Genomic DNA, 14,919 nt, shown 5'->3' on the forward strand with positions numbered 1-14,919 from the left:
TCCGAACAGAAAGAGATTGTTTCCGTGGTTATACAGCAAGAACAGATGATAGCAAAAACTGATATTGCTGGTCTTGTTATCGCCGGTGGTACTTCAAAACGGTTTGGTTCTGATAAATATAAAGCTGAGCTCTTGGGCAAGTGCCTATTAGATTGGTCTGTTGCTAACTTGCAGCCTTATGTAGCAGACATTGCACTTAATTTGCCAGTCGGGGCTTCAAGTACAGACCATACTTGTATCTATGAAGAAGATAATTTGGGGCCGCTATCAGCTGTTATCACAGGGATGAGGTGGGCGAGAGAGCAGGGGTATGGCTGGCTTTTGAGTACACCTGTTGATGTTCCTGTTCTGCCAAGTGGGCTGCACGACCGTTTGATAGAAACTGGGTGCAGTTACACGGTGGCGGATGATGGTCCTCATGGCTTATGTGCTTTGTGGTCGACAGAAGAGATTGATGTTCTTCAAATGCTTCTAGTGGAAGGCAAGAGATCTGTGAAGAGAGCCCATCAATTTCTGGGAAATAGGGCCGTTTTTTTTCCGGCCTCAAAAAGCACAGACTATTTCAATATCAATACTCAAGCGGATTTAGCTCAACTGAAAACTTTTCTTGAATAACAGAAGCTTAATACCCACGTGTTTTCTTAAAGAATAATAAGGAGACAGCGAGTGAGATTAGGAATTGCTCTGGGTGGCGGCGCAGGACTTGGTTGGGCACACATTGGTGTGCTGCGGGTTTTGGAAGCTGAAGGTATTGATGTTGATGTAATATCAGGCACCAGTATTGGCGCTATTGTTGGGGCGTGTGCTGCCGCTGATATGCTTGATGAACTTGAAGAATTAGCCAGAGATGTTGGCTATAAAGATATGTTCATGATGAGTGAATTTGGGTTCAATCAGGGCGGCCTGATCGGCGCAGGCAAGATTGAACGCAAAATGCGTGAATATTTCGGCGTGAAAACCATTGAACAGCTGCAAAAGCCATTTGCTGCCGTTGCGGTAGACATCTTTACTGGCGAACAGATTGATCTTGATAAAGGTGATGTAGTGACAGCTGTAAGGGCGTCATCCGCTATTCCCGGCGTTTTGCCGCCCGTTGAGACAGGGCATATGATGTTGGTCGATGGTGGCCTTGTTGATCCCGTTCCAGTAAGAGCCGCTAGGGAATTGGGTGCGGACTTTGTAATCGGTGTCGATCTACAGAATGATTATGAACATAGAGTACGTTCCTATGGATTAGAGCCCGGTGGGCCTAATAAACGAGCTGCCTTCAAAACAGCGAGGGCAGGAGCAGCGCTTCTTCTTAAGACCTTGGGAAAGCTTCGGATGAGTATTGATAAACCTGAGTTGGTAATTAGCCCTGAAATTGGGCATGTTGAGGTAGCTGATTTTACCAAAGCAGATGAATTAATAGCTCTGGGTAAAAAGGCTACATATGATGTACTTCCTCAAATTCATCATGCTTTAAAATAGAAAACAGAATATTCTGAAAAACACCTCTAGATTATATCCTTGTATCTGAATTGATATGATATATTGTAACAATTCAGATGGAGGTATTAGATGGCTATTAAAATCTGTAGTGCGATTGTTTCGGGCCTCTTATGTTTAGCCTGTACTTTGGAGGTGTTTAGCGCGGATGATTATGTTGAAAACACTATTACTGTAAGTAAATTCTATAGCTCTGGTGCATTGATCTCCAAAAGTTCTGGTGAAGTGGGTATTGATTATTGGCAGAAGACTTCACAACCAAAGGCCTTGTACGAAAAGCTAACTCAAACTTCTGAAACTTCAGTTTTTCGCGGTTATTTCGAAAATATTCTAAATGCTCGTGCTGCAGAGGTTACTTTGCAAGGTGTGCCTGAGGTATTCCTGTACCCTTCCTCAAATGAAGTGCAGTTTATTGCTGATGCTACGGTAGGTAATCTTTGGTCAAAGGAAGGGGACCTGTATGTCTTCAAGGTGAAGCCGGACCTAATATTACACGAAATATCAAAACTTACTAATTCATCCACTGAAGAAACCGCGCTCTTTTCTTCAATAAGTGAAACGTCTGTTATGCATTTGCCCATCGGTTGGGTACTTGATGACACTTACTTGGAAAGCAAAGGTGATCTTTTTGATTTTACCATGAAGGGTGAAACTAAAAAGGACGCTTATGTTGTAAGTTTTAAATATATTCGGCATTCGCTGGAGGTATCTCCAACTAATCTCAAAGCCAGCGCCCTTCAGTTTTCAGAAATTCGTGATAACGGCTTTTACCAAATCTGGGAAGAGGGGGCTAAATCAGAAATTAAATTTAAGAAACCAATTATAAATTTAAAACTTGAGAAAAAGAAAAAAGAGCTCGAGCATAGACCGCCTCCTGGCTACAGGAATAAAAAAGAAAAGAAGAAGCCCAGTCCCTGAATGGCTGGTTTTTTTAATTTAGTAATGCCCCACCATATTAAAGAAAAGCAACACTTCAGAGGCTATGATTTAGGCTAAGTCTATTGGTTTTTATTGACGTGCAGTTAAATTACAGCATTTAATAACTCATGGAAAATGAACAGTTGGATCTGATTTTCAAGGCTCTTTCTGATGGGACCCGCCGCCGTATTATAGAGCGTTTAAGCGTGCAATCAGAACAGTCGCTATTTGAAGTGTGTGCGGCCTCTATTACTGATGATGGTGTAGCTTTATCGCGTCAAACTATTTCTCAGCACCTAAGAGTGTTACAAGAGGCAGGTTTGATAAAAACCTCTTGGAAGGGACGAACAAAAGCCCACTCTTTAAATGACGAAGAAAAGCACCAAGACGCAATTGATTGGTTGAAAAAATATATAAGAAGTGGAGAGGGAAAATGAAAATTTACGTTACCGGCGTTTTTGTAGATGACCAAGATAAAGCAGAAAAATTCTATTGTGATATCCTTGGGTTTAAAGTGAAAAATAATATACCTCTCGGCGAAAACCGCTGGCTAACCGTTGTTTCTGATGAAGAGCCTGAAGGTACAGAGTTGCTGCTAGAGCCTAGTGATCACCCTGCGGTAAAACCTTATAAAGATGCTTTAGTGGCGGATGGCATTCCAGCCCATTCTTTTCAGGTAAAAGATCTGGATGCAGAGAGAAAGAGATTAGGTAATCTGAATGTCCGGTTCACACAAGAGCCTATGGATGCAGGCCCTGTGCGTATGGCTGTATTTGATGATACCTGCGGTAATCTTATTCAATTGATAGAAATGAAATAAGTTGTGTGGCTTTTTGATTTGTCGTCATAAGATGAAAAAGCCCGATCAGTTGACCGGGCTTTTCTTTATTTAGCGGCCAATTTCACGGCCAATAACGATGCGCTGAATATCTGAAGTGCCTTCGTAAATTTGGCACACACGAACATCGCGGTAAATTTTCTCAATCGGATACTCTGAAAGGTATCCATAACCCCCAAGGGTTTGGATAGCGTCAGAGCATACTTTTTCCGCCATCTCGCTGGCATATAGTTTCGCCATACAAGCTTCCTTGAGGCATGGTTCACCCGCTGATTTCTTGGCTGCTGCATCAAGAACCATAAGCTCAGCTGCATGAAAGCGTGTTGCCATATCCGCAAGGCGGAAACTGACAGCTTGCTGGTTGAAAATAGGGCCACCAAAAGCTTCACGCTCTTTGGCGTATTGTAGTGCATATTCATACGCTGCTTTAGCCATGCCAACTGATTGAGCAGCAATGCCGATGCGGCCTGTCTCAAGATTCGCTAGTGCGATTTTGTAACCCTGACCTTCTTCACCAAGCAGGCAGCTTGATGGGATTTCCATATCCTCAAACACAATCTGGCAAGTGTCTGATGATTTTTGGCCAAGTTTATGTTCAACGCTAGCCACTTTATACCCAGGCGTATTGGTAGGCACTAGGAAAGCTGAGATGCCTTTTTTGCCAGCACTTGGGTCAGTTACAGCGAAAATAATTGCAACACCGCCAATTTTACCTGAAGTGATAAACTGTTTTGTGCCATTTAGTTTCCAGCCCGAATTGGTGCGTTCTGCTTTGGTGCGCAGCATAGAAGCATCAGAACCGGCTTGTGGTTCTGTCAGGCAGAAAGCACCGATCATTTCACCACGTGCGAGCGGCTTAAGGAATGTTTCTTTCTGCTGGTTATCACCGTTCTGGAGGATTGCTGCGCAAACAGGTGCGTTATTCACGCTCATAAGCGTTGATAGGCCACCATCGCCAGCCGCTACTTCCATGAGTGCGAGTGCGTAAGAAACATAATCTGTTTCAGCGCCTTCCCATTCTGCAGGCACAGTCATGCCCATAAGGCCGAGTTGGCCCATTTCGCGGAGGAAGTCTTCTGGAATTAGTCCGGCTTTTTCCCATGACGCAGCATTTGGCGCAATCTTATCACGAGAAAAGGCGCGGGCCATATCCCGCACCATTCTTTGTTCTTCATTTAGAAGCATTAACTTGCCTTTAGTTCAGTTCAATCGCGACAGCTGTTGCTTCACCGCCACCGATACAGAGGCTGGCAACACCTTTTTTCAGACCGCGTTTCTTTAGCGCATTAATCAGCGTAACACAAATACGGGCGCCAGATGCACCAATTGGGTGACCAAGGGCACAAGCGCCGCCATTTACGTTCACCTTCGCGTGGTCTAGGCCAAGTTCCTGCATCGCTGCCATTGCTACAACGGCGAATGCTTCGTTTACCTCAAACAGATCAACATCATCTGTTGTCCAGCCAGCTTTATCGAGAACCTTCTTCATTGCGTCTACCGGTGCAGTAGTGAACCATTCTGGTGCATGTGCGTGGTTCGCGTGTGCCTTAAGTGTTGCAAGTGGCGTGAGGCCGCGCTTTTCAGCTTCAGATGCCTTCATCATAACCAAAGCGGCTGCACCGTCAGAGATAGAACTTGCGTTAGCAGCTGTTACAGAACCGTCTTTTTTGAAAGCAGGGCGTAGACCTGGAATTTTATCAAGACGTGCTTTTGGTGGCTGCTCGTCAGTTGTAATTTCAACAGAACCGCGGCGAGATTTCACTTCAACTGGTACTACTTCACCTTCGAAGCTATCGTTTTCAATGGCAGCTTGAGCACGTTTAAGGGATTCAATCGCATAAGCATCCTGTGCTTCACGTGTGAACTGGTAGTGCTCGGCACATAGTTCAGCATAAACGCCCATTGGCTCACCGCCGTATGCATCTGTAAGGCCATCAAGCGCCATATGGTCAATAATCTGACCAGCGCCGTATTTGATACCTGTACGGCCTGTAGGCATCATGTGCGGTGCAAGAGACATGCTCTCCATACCGCCTGCTACCACTACATCATTTGTGCCAGCCAGGATGCTGTCGTGTGCCTGCATCATCGCCTGCATACCAGAACCACACATTTTGTTGATGGTTACAGCGCCAGTTGATTGCGGAATACCAGATTTGATACTTGCCTGACGTGCAGGAGCCTGCCCCTGTCCTGCAGGAAGAACGCAGCCCATAATCGTTTCATTAACAGCATCACCTTCAAGGCCTGCGCTTTCAAGCGCGCCTGAGATGGCAACAGAACCGAGGTCAGAGGCTGTCACTGTTGATAGATCACCAAGTAGGCCACCCATTGGTGTGCGTGCCATACCTACAATTACAATTGGATCCTGGGACATGTTCGTCGTCTCCTAAATACTGGTGGCAGGTTAGCCCCCGTTTTCCCTTCAGGCATATAGATAAGCTTGCCTGTTTGGCAGCCAATGTGCCAAATATAGTTTATTTCGCAAGTGCAAAATAAACACCATACAGAAAATTGAATAGCAGATATAAAAAAAGGCAGCAATGCTGCCTTAATTTTTATTTTCTATTCAGCGGCTTGTTGCTTCGTAGATTGCCGCTTTTCCCATGCATCCCGGATCATTTCACTGGTCATTCGGCTGCCGTCTGGTGTCCAGCCAGGAGGACCAATTAGGAACATTAGGCGCGCTTTCCATGTTTTCGCAGATGCAATATCTTTGACAATACCCACCCATTCATGGAAGGCAACACGAAGAGGGTTAAAGGTTCCCAAGTCTGTTACAAGGCCATAATTACAGGGCTCGTCCTTTTGTTCAGGAATGAAAGAGCCGAACATACGGTCCCAGAACATGAAAACACCAGCATAATTAGCATCGAGATACTGAGGATTATTGGCATGATGCACACGGTGATGGCTTGGAGTATTCAAAGCATACTCAAACCAGCGAGGCATTTTGTCGATTGCTTCCGTATGAATCCAGAATTGGTATATAAGGTTCAGACCAGCACAGAAAAATACAATACCTGGTTCAATGCCAAGGATGAAGATTGGCCATTTAAAGAAGATGCCAGGAGTAATAGAACCCGTCCAAGTCTGTCTTAAAGCTGTGGAGAGGTTATAATGCTGGCTAGAATGGTGGATAACATGAGCGGCCCACATCCAGCGCATGCGGTGCCCCATTCGGTGAATCCAGTAATAGGCGAGATCATCCAGTACGAATGCGACTAAGAACACCCAAGGCGCATAGCCAAAATCAAAAATAGCGAAGTTTTCCCACACCCAGTATGCAAGAACAACGGTGAAGGTAGCAGCTAAAGCACCTGCTACCGTACTACCCAACCCCATAAACATGGATACAAAGGTATCTTTGCCTTCAAAGCGAGCCTTGCCGCTTACTTTGCCGTAGATAAGTTCGATAATGATCAACGCAACAAAGAGTGGAACTGCCATTTCAGTAGGTTTAAACAGGCCTAAGCTTGCCAATGCTTCAGATTGCATGAGCGGCCTCCTGATTGTTGGTATAAGGAACTAGAAGTTCTTCAGCATTAGCGAGAGCATCTGCTTCTAATGCAAAGGTGAATTCTGGCGCTGTAAAGTCGGGGCAAGAAACTTTCAGTGTACCACCCGCACTGATGTTAACTTGATCACCTTCAACCAGCGTACGACACACAAGTTGATCACCAATCTGTCGTACCAAACCGAGTTGATTGCCGGACGCAGTAATAGCTTTAACGATCAGTGAACGCTCATCCACGGAAACAATTGCATCATCAAGTTTTGCATCCGGATTATAACGTTGATAGTCATCAAGCATTGCTTGCTTACCGAGTGTTTTTTCAGGAAATACTCGATGAATAACAAACGCTAAAATAGCGATTGTTACCAGAGAGCCGGAAAACAATATCCAGTCCATCTAATTGGTCCCTTTTCCCACTTTTCAAGCCTTAATGGTTTTCCCTTCACAATATTGAAACTAAGATACAATTTATAAAAGTCCAATAGTAAAGCGCTTTGCTCACAAGGGATTTAGGGAGTGTACGATGAAGAAACTGTTTGTTGGGGTGATGTTGGTTTTGGGCGGTTTAATATCGTCAGAGGTTGCCGTAGCGGAAAAGGACACAATTGTTATCGCGCACCGCGGTGCCAGCGGCTATATGCCTGAACACACTCTTGAGGCATACAAATTGGCGATAGAGCAGGGGGCAGATTATATAGAGCCTGATCTGGTGATGACTCGGGATGGGCACTTGGTTGCGCGTCATGATGCTTATTTATCCGGTACTACAGATATCGCAGACCGAACGGAATTCGCAGACCGTAAACGTACTATTCAAGGTAAGGAAGATTGGTATGTATTTGACTTTACACTGGATGAATTAAAAACACTTCGCACCAAGCAACCGCGCCCAAATCGAGGTACTCAGTTTGACGGGCAGGGTACTATTCCAACGATTGAAGAGATCATTACCCTTGTTGAGGCATATAAGGCTGCAGGAAAAACTGTTGGCCTGCATATTGAAATGAAACGGCCTGATGCTTTCATGCAGATCCATAAACGGCTTGATCAAACATTGGCACATTTGTTTGCAGATATTTCTTCTAAAGATATTCCTATGTTTTTTCAGTGCTTTGACGGCAACTTCTTGATGAAAGTTGGTAAAATATCCGATGTGCCGCTTGTAATGCTTATCGGTGGCAAATTGAATCAGACAAAAGATTGGTATGAACTTGATGTGCAGCTAGAACCGTTCGCAGGGCGAGTGGCTGGCTTTGGGCTTAATAAAGCACTACTTGTTCATAAAGATGGTTCACCGACCGGGATTATTGACAAAGCACACTCAATGGGAGCCGATGTGCATGTATGGACAGTTAGGAATGATCAATTACACCCTATGTTTAAAACGGTTGAGCAAGAACTTAAAGCACTGTACTCTATGGGGGTAGATGGAATTTTTACCGACTTTCCTGATACTGCAATTAGCGTTCGGAATAGCCTTAGATTACTGGAGCCTTTGACTGCCAATGATTGATTTTATCAAAGCTTTTCTCACAGCGATCGTTGCTGTTGTAGTCATCCGGTTGGGTATTGAAATATTATTCAATTCAGTAGGCATGTAACAAGAAAGCGCCCGATGGGGCGCTTTTTCTGTTTTCATTAATCTGCTTCTGGGAAATCTTTATCAAACGGGAATGGTGTGTTTTCCGTTTTAAAAGTCATAAAGTTCAACATCTGCAAGATATAAACCCGAAGTCTTCCATTAGCATCAATAATCCATTCAGGTTCATTTTCAACACCCAACGCAATACGAATGATGAGATGCGCGGCTGATAAAATGAAAACGCCAATAATCGCGAAATAAGTGATTACACCAAACAAGATCATTAAAGCTGCGCGTTTGAGATGTGTACCCCAATCCTGGTTTTTCATATGCTCCACAAACTCGTCGTGTGTCTGTGAACGAGTGGTGGTTTCTTCAGTGTCGGGTTGAGGGCTTGCCTTTTCAGGTTTAGTGGAAGCACCAGTTGTTGTTTCCGCATGAGTGCTTTCTTGTTCGGTGCTTTTTTGACTAGCTTCAATAGCTTCAGAAACAGTGTTTTCATTAGTCTCGGCACTGCTAGCAGCAGCTTTTGCCGTAGATGACTTTCGGGTGGTCGTCTTTTTTGCTGTGGTCGCTGATGTTTTGGCTGTTGTTTTTTTGGAAGTAGCAGTTGTTTTAGCGGCAGTAGCTTTTTTTGTGGTGGTTTTCTTGGCAGTTGTTTTCTTAGCAGCAGGCTTTGCCACACTCTTACGCGTTGTTGTTTTACGTGTTGGCGTCTTTTTCGAAGTTGTTTTTTTAGCAGGAGTTTTTTTTGCTGCTTCTGTGTTTTGGGTGTCCTCGCTCATGTTTTTTACCTTCTTAAGAGCTAAATTCCATTAAATATATCTGGTGATATGTTGCAGGCATTCAAGAGGTAAAGCTGAAAGGGGAAAACAGACTTAGCTCCAAGGTAGCTCACCAGTTACCATATTTGTTGCCGCGCTACTTTCTACCGGTTTTGAATAATAAAAGCCTTGTGCGAAGCTAAAGCCCATATCTTGAAGCATACCAATATGTTGAGTGTCTTCAATACCTTCTGCGACAACTTCATGACCAAGGCTCTCGGCTAGTAGAGAGATCATCTTCAGGATCTTGTATATTTCGTTATCCTGCTCCAGCTGGTTGATAAAGCTGCGATCAATTTTAATAATATCAATAGGGAACTGGTGTAAGTAATTTAGAGAGCTATAGCCTGTGCCAAAATCATCAAGCGCTACTTTTACACCAAGCTTTCTAATGCGCTGAAGCGATTCAGAGATATGCGTGGGGTTCGCCATGATAGAGCTCTCTGTTAGCTCGACCCGAAGATATTCACCCGGAATTTCATATTCTTTGATGGCACTTTCTACCATTGCAGCAACATCATCACGGGCGAATTGAATACCAGATACGTTCACATTTACAGGGACTGCTGTTGCATTAGGATCATCAATCCAACTACGAAGCTGCTGGCATGCGGCTTCAACAGCCCAGCGTCCTAGTTTTACGATCACGCCAGTTTCTTCAGCTAACGGAATAAACTCTGCAGGGGATACAAAACCTTTTTCTTTATGTATCCAGCGTGTCAGGCCTTCAAAGCCGTGTAGCTCGTTAGTCTGTAAGTCTATAATTGGCTGATAAAAGAGATCTAGTTCATTACGCTCTACGGCACGACGAAGTTCTGTTTCCAAATGGAACTGATTGCGTGCGCGTTGATGCGAATCTCGGCGATAAATTTCAGTACGCGCTTTACCTGCTGATTTAGCGCGGTGCATTGCAAAATCAGCATCACGGATAAGGTCTTCCGGATGGCTTGAGCTCGATAGCGTTGTGGCTACACCTACTGAAACAGATGTAAAGACCTCGTTCCCATCTAAATCATAAGGCTGCTGCATTGCCTCATGGATGCGGCTGCAAATCATCTCCACTTCTTCAATATCGTTGAAGTGGGAAACGAGAATAGAAAACTCGTCACCAGATAGGCGAGCCAGTGTGTCGGCACCGCGAATACAGCGTCTCAATGTAGACGCCATTGAAATTAGGAAACGATCACCCGCACTGTGACCGAAGCTTTCATTAATTTGCTGGAAGCGGTCAATATTGATGATAAGAACAGCACAAGCGGATTCCCCTCCTGTGCGCTGACACTCTGCAACTGCTTCTTCAAGCTTGTTTCTAAATAGAACGCGGTTTGGTTGTCCTGTTAGAGCATCATGAAAGGCATGATGGAGAAGGTTTCTTTCTGCCAGTTTTTCAGCTGTTTGATCTTCAACCGTGCAAACGACTTGATAAATCTCACCATCGCTATTTCTAAGTGGAATAAGCTGGCTGGATAAGAAACGTTCTATAGCTCCGGCACGAATACTCCATTCAAAGTTTGATTCGCCACCAAAGCGGAAAACTTCCTGAATTTGGCTTGTAAGAACCTGACTATCTGAAGGGTTCCAGAGAACATCAATTGGGCAGGGGAGATTAAGCTGTTGTGGTAACTCAAAAATGTCTCGTGCAAACTGATTGATAAACAAAACTTCTGTGACATTACCTGGCGTTAAGCCGCATACTAAGATGCCAACAGGCAATGATTCGGCAACAGCAGTGGTATTAACAATTTTGGCCGTGGCATTGGTTTCGCCGTTTTGGGCGATAGAAGAAACATTACTCGTTAGTGTATCTGCCACTTGGGGCTCCAGAATTATTAAGTGTACTCGTGCTCAACCCGGAGCCTATGGCACCAGAACAATTGAGTTTCGCCATTAGGGGGTAAATAATTAGTAAAGGCAACTATTCATTCCCGAAAATTTTATCTTTTTTTACTGTGAAAAATTTGAATTAGGCAAAAAAATTGGGGAAGCAAAGCTTCCCCGAGATGACCACCCACCGGGACGGGTTGGCAGGTGGTGAAAATCCTTTGGTATTAGCTACAACCGCTTGTTCCGCCACATGTATCGCATTTCAGGCATGTGCCGTTGCGAACCAGAGTGAAGTTCCCGCATTCACCGCATGCGTCTCCTTCATACCCCTTCATTTTGGCAGCTACTCTAGCGTCTGGACCCGCAATTGTTTGCGCCGCAACACCAACTGCAGAAACCGTAGCCGTATCTGTGCCTGTTGCCATAGAAACTGTTTCTATCGATTTGTCATCCGTTTTTTTTGAATTTTTTAACACGACAAGGTTGTTTCCACGTGTGTAACCAGACGAGGTGAACTGTTGTACACGGGCCAATGCTTCTGAAACTTCTGGCTCAACATCAGGCAAACCGTCGTCTTTTGCACCTCTACCTGTTGTGTCGTGAGAGAAATCAGCAGGGGTTGCATGTGCAAGATCATCTCGGCCTAAATAACTGATAGCAAGTTCTCGGAAAATATAATCCAGCAGTGAAGTGGCCATTTTAATGGTGTCATTTCCTTCAACTCGACCAAATGGCTCGAATCGGGTGAATGTGAATGCATCGACATATTCTTCAAGGGGCACGCCGTACTGGAGGCCGATTGAGATTGCGATAGCAAAGTTGTTCATCAGTGATCGGAAGGCTGCACCTTCTTTATGCATATCAATGAAAATTTCGCCGATAGAGCCATCATTATATTCACCTGTTCTCAAGTAAACCTTATGGCCTCCAACAATGGCTTTCTGAGTGTAACCTTTCCGGCGTTCCGGCAGTTTTCGGCGTTTTGCAGGTCCATCCTTTTCGATGATCCGCTCGATGATACGCTCTGCAACAACCTCAGTTTTTTCCGCGAGCGTTTTATCTTCAAGCTCTTCGCTTAAGTCTTCATCATCAAGGAGAGCAGCATTCAGCGGTTGGCTGAGCTTTGAGCCATCACGGTATAACGCGTTTGCTTTAAGAGCGAGTGACCAACTAAGCTCATAAGCCGCCATACAGTCATCAACATCTGCATCGTTTGGCATGTTAATGGTTTTCGAGATTGCACCGGAGATAAATGGCTGAGCAGCTGCCATCATCCGTATATGGCTTCCCCAGGAAAGGTATCGTTTACCGATTTTGCCGCATGGATTTGCGCAGTCAAATACGTCGTAATGCTTTTCATTCAGGTGAGGTGCTTGCTCAAGTGTCATGGCGCCACAACAATAAATGTTAGCGGCAGAAATCTCGTCTTTAGAGAAACCTAAAGCTGCCACCATATCAAAGTTGTAATCATTCAGCTGATCATCAGTGAAACCAAGTGTTTCTTTGCAGAAATCAGTTCCCAAAGTCCATTGATTGAAGACAAACTTGATGTCGAAGGCATTTTTTAGCTGTTCTTCGAGCATATCAAGTTCACGGTCTTTAAAGCCTTTTGCTCTAAGTGTATCGTGATTAATAGCTGGTGCACCTTTGAGGGTGCCGTGACCAACCGCATATTCTTCGATATCTTTGATTTGATCTGTTGAGTATCCAAGAACCGCTAATGCTTGGGGTACAATACGGTTGATGATTTTAAAGTAGCCACCACCAGCCAGTTTCTTGAATTTTACCAAAGCAAAATCCGGTTCAATGCCTGTGGTATCACAGTCCATTACAAGGCCAATTGTGCCTGTTGGAGCAATTACTGAGGATTGGGCATTGCGGAAGCCGTGTTCTTCACCTAGTTCAAGAGCTTTATCCCAAACTTCTGCTGCTGCGACCGCAATTGCCTGATCTTTACAGTTGGCAATATCAAGCGGTACCGGGTTGATATTCAGGTTTTCGTAGCCATCCTCTTGACCATAAGCGGCACGGCGATGGTTACGAATAACCCGCAGCATGTGTTTTGCATTTTTCTTATAGCCTGGGAAAGCACCAAGTTCAGATGCCATTTCTGCAGATGTAGCGTATGATTGACCTGTCATAAGTGCAGAGATGGCACCGCAGATCGCACGGCCTTCATCGCTATCGTATGAAAGGCCAAGACTCATCAAAAGGCCACCAATATTGGCGAAACCTAGGCCCAAGGTACGGTATTCGTATGATAGCTTTGCAATTTCCTTTGAAGGGAATTGGGCCATTAAAACGGAGATCTCTAACACCATTGTCCAGAGGCGAACCGCGTGTTTGAAACTATCTACCTTGAAAGAGCCATCTTCATTACGAAAAGTAAGCAGATTAAGGGATGCAAGGTTACATGCCGTATCATCAAGGAACATATATTCAGAACAGGGATTTGAGGCTCTGATTGCGCCAGATTCTGGGCAAGTGTGCCAATCATTGATCGTTGTATGGAACTGAATGCCTGGATCAGCACATGCCCATGCAGCATGGCCCACATCGCGCCAAAGTTCTTTTGCATCAAGGGTTTTGGCGACTGTACCGCAAATTCTATTCTTTAATTCCCATGGTTTACCGTCTTTAACAGCTGACATGAAATCATCTGAAACACGGATAGAATTGTTGGAGTTTTGCCCTGAAACAGTGAGATAAGCTTCGGAATCCCAATCAGTATTATAAGATTGGAATTCAATAGAAGCATAACCTTGCTTGGCAAATTGTATTACGCGCTGGATATAATTCTCTGGAATCATTACCTTACGAGCAGAAATAATCTCTTTTTTCAGCGATTTATTTGTTTTAGGGGCAAAAGCATCGTCCCCGAGGTCAGCTTTCGCTTCGTGACAGGCTTTCATAATGAGATTGAGATGAATTTCATTAAGTTTAGAGCCTGTAACAAGCGCTGCTACCTTTTGTTCTTCAACAACTTTCCAGCCAATAAATTCCTCAACATCGGGGTGATCAATATCCACGACAACCATTTTGGCTGCACGGCGGGTTGTCCCGCCTGATTTAATAGCGCCAGCTGCACGGTCACCAATCTTTAGGAAACTCATCAGGCCGGATGATTGGCCGCCGCCTGAAAGGCCTTCGCCGCTACCACGCACATTTGAGAAATTAGAACCCGTACCCGAGCCATATTTAAAGAGGCGGGCTTCACGGGTCCAGAGGTCCATAATGCCGCCTTCGTTCACCAGATCATCGGCAACAGATTGAATAAAGCAGGCATGTGGTTGAGGGTGCTCATAGGCACTTTTGGATTTAGTAAGTTTACCTGTCTCAAAATCTACATAATGGTGGCCTTGAGCAGGCCCATCAATGCCATAAGCCCAGTGCAGGCCTGTGTTGAACCACTGCGGTGAATTTGGTGCACACATTTGGTTGGCGAGCATATAGCGCATTTCATCATAAAAGGCTTTGGCATCTTCTTCCGCTTCAAAGTAGCCACCTTTCCAGCCCCAATAAGTCCATGTGCCAGCTAAACGGTCAAAAACCTGTTTTGCACTGGTTTCTGGACCATAGCGTTTTGCTTCAGGCATTAGTTCTAGTGTGGCGTTATCCGGTTCTTTGCGCCAAAGCCAGCTGGGAACATCATTCTCTTCGACGGATTTAAGCGCCTGAGGAACCCCAGCCTTACGGAAGTACTTTTGAGCGATAATATCTGTTGCTACTTGTGACCAATTGTTTGGCACTTCCACATTATCCATATGGAAAACGATAGACCCGTCTGGATTTCTGATCTCGCTGACAGAAGTTTGCCATTCTTGTGCTGAATATGGACAGGAAATTTCTTTAGTAAAGTGCCGTTCAATGCGCATAACGCCCCCTAAAACCCGGTAGAGGTCAACACTTAAGTAGCTGATATTCTTCG

The 14,919-nt window shown here is 44.7% G+C and carries 13 protein-coding genes; 6 read left to right on the forward strand and 7 right to left on the reverse strand.

Annotated elements, in window-relative coordinates; translation table 11 throughout:
- Window positions 1-24: 24 nt before the first annotated feature.
- From mobA to MF542_RS10255, 5 genes are all read left to right on the forward strand, one after another.
- On the forward strand, window positions 25-615 hold the full coding sequence (mobA, locus tag MF542_RS10235) for a molybdenum cofactor guanylyltransferase (protein ID WP_247018806.1): 591 nt from the start codon (window positions 25-27) through the stop codon (window positions 613-615).
- A 51-nt stretch (window positions 616-666) separates the two neighbouring features.
- Window positions 667-1,470, forward strand: coding sequence for a patatin-like phospholipase family protein (locus MF542_RS10240; RefSeq protein WP_247018808.1), 804 nt, complete (start codon window positions 667-669; stop codon window positions 1,468-1,470).
- 90 nt (window positions 1,471-1,560) lie between these two features.
- A complete protein-coding gene (locus MF542_RS10245) occupies window positions 1,561-2,406 on the forward strand; it encodes a hypothetical protein (RefSeq protein ID WP_247018810.1) in 846 nt (281 codons plus the stop codon).
- Window positions 2,407-2,534: 128 nt separating this feature from the next.
- The gene (locus MF542_RS10250; protein WP_247018812.1) at window positions 2,535-2,843 is read left to right on the forward strand and encodes an ArsR/SmtB family transcription factor; all 309 of its coding nucleotides are present in this window, start codon (window positions 2,535-2,537) and stop codon (window positions 2,841-2,843) included.
- Window positions 2,840-3,226, forward strand: coding sequence for a VOC family protein (locus tag MF542_RS10255; protein ID WP_247018814.1), 387 nt, complete (start codon window positions 2,840-2,842; stop codon window positions 3,224-3,226). Before MF542_RS10250 ends, MF542_RS10255 begins: the two co-directional genes overlap by 4 nt.
- A gap of 69 nt (window positions 3,227-3,295) precedes the next feature.
- Here the strand turns inward: MF542_RS10255 and MF542_RS10260 are convergent, their stop codons facing one another.
- The 4 genes from MF542_RS10260 to MF542_RS10275 form a co-directional block, all read right to left on the reverse strand.
- Window positions 3,296-4,429, reverse strand: coding sequence for an acyl-CoA dehydrogenase family protein (locus MF542_RS10260; protein ID WP_247018816.1), 1,134 nt, complete (start codon window positions 4,427-4,429; stop codon window positions 3,296-3,298).
- 10 nt (window positions 4,430-4,439) lie between these two features.
- Window positions 4,440-5,621, reverse strand: coding sequence for a thiolase family protein (locus MF542_RS10265; RefSeq protein ID WP_247018818.1), 1,182 nt, complete (start codon window positions 5,619-5,621; stop codon window positions 4,440-4,442).
- A gap of 188 nt (window positions 5,622-5,809) precedes the next feature.
- Window positions 5,810-6,742, reverse strand: coding sequence for a sterol desaturase family protein (locus MF542_RS10270; RefSeq protein ID WP_247018820.1), 933 nt, complete (start codon window positions 6,740-6,742; stop codon window positions 5,810-5,812).
- Window positions 6,732-7,157 carry a hypothetical protein gene (locus MF542_RS10275; RefSeq protein WP_247018829.1) on the reverse strand — a complete coding sequence of 142 codons (426 nt, stop codon included), beginning with the start codon at window positions 7,155-7,157 and terminating at the stop codon, window positions 6,732-6,734. The genes MF542_RS10270 and MF542_RS10275 overlap by 11 nt, the downstream gene beginning before the upstream one ends.
- Before the next feature lie 127 nt (window positions 7,158-7,284).
- On the opposite strand from MF542_RS10275, the gene MF542_RS10280 reads away from it, so the two are divergent.
- Window positions 7,285-8,274 carry a glycerophosphodiester phosphodiesterase family protein gene (locus MF542_RS10280; protein ID WP_247018831.1) on the forward strand — a complete coding sequence of 330 codons (990 nt, stop codon included), beginning with the start codon at window positions 7,285-7,287 and terminating at the stop codon, window positions 8,272-8,274.
- A 125-nt stretch (window positions 8,275-8,399) separates the two neighbouring features.
- Here the strand turns inward: MF542_RS10280 and MF542_RS10285 are convergent, their stop codons facing one another.
- The 3 genes from MF542_RS10285 to MF542_RS10295 form a co-directional block, all read right to left on the reverse strand.
- Complete coding sequence (locus tag MF542_RS10285; protein WP_247018833.1) at window positions 8,400-9,128, reverse strand: DUF4389 domain-containing protein; 729 nt, start codon at window positions 9,126-9,128, stop codon at window positions 8,400-8,402.
- A 93-nt stretch (window positions 9,129-9,221) separates the two neighbouring features.
- Window positions 9,222-10,979 (reverse strand): sensor domain-containing protein, encoded by a 1,758-nt coding sequence (locus MF542_RS10290; RefSeq protein WP_247018835.1) that lies wholly within the window; start codon window positions 10,977-10,979, stop codon window positions 9,222-9,224.
- 236 nt (window positions 10,980-11,215) lie between these two features.
- The gene (locus tag MF542_RS10295; RefSeq protein WP_247018837.1) at window positions 11,216-14,866 is read right to left on the reverse strand and encodes a vitamin B12-dependent ribonucleotide reductase; all 3,651 of its coding nucleotides are present in this window, start codon (window positions 14,864-14,866) and stop codon (window positions 11,216-11,218) included.
- Between the last annotated feature and the right edge of the window lie 53 nt (window positions 14,867-14,919).

Origin of the sequence: Kordiimonas laminariae, from assembly GCF_023008165.1 — a bacterium.
GTDB classification, from domain to species: Bacteria; Pseudomonadota; Alphaproteobacteria; order Sphingomonadales; family Kordiimonadaceae; genus Kordiimonas; species Kordiimonas laminariae.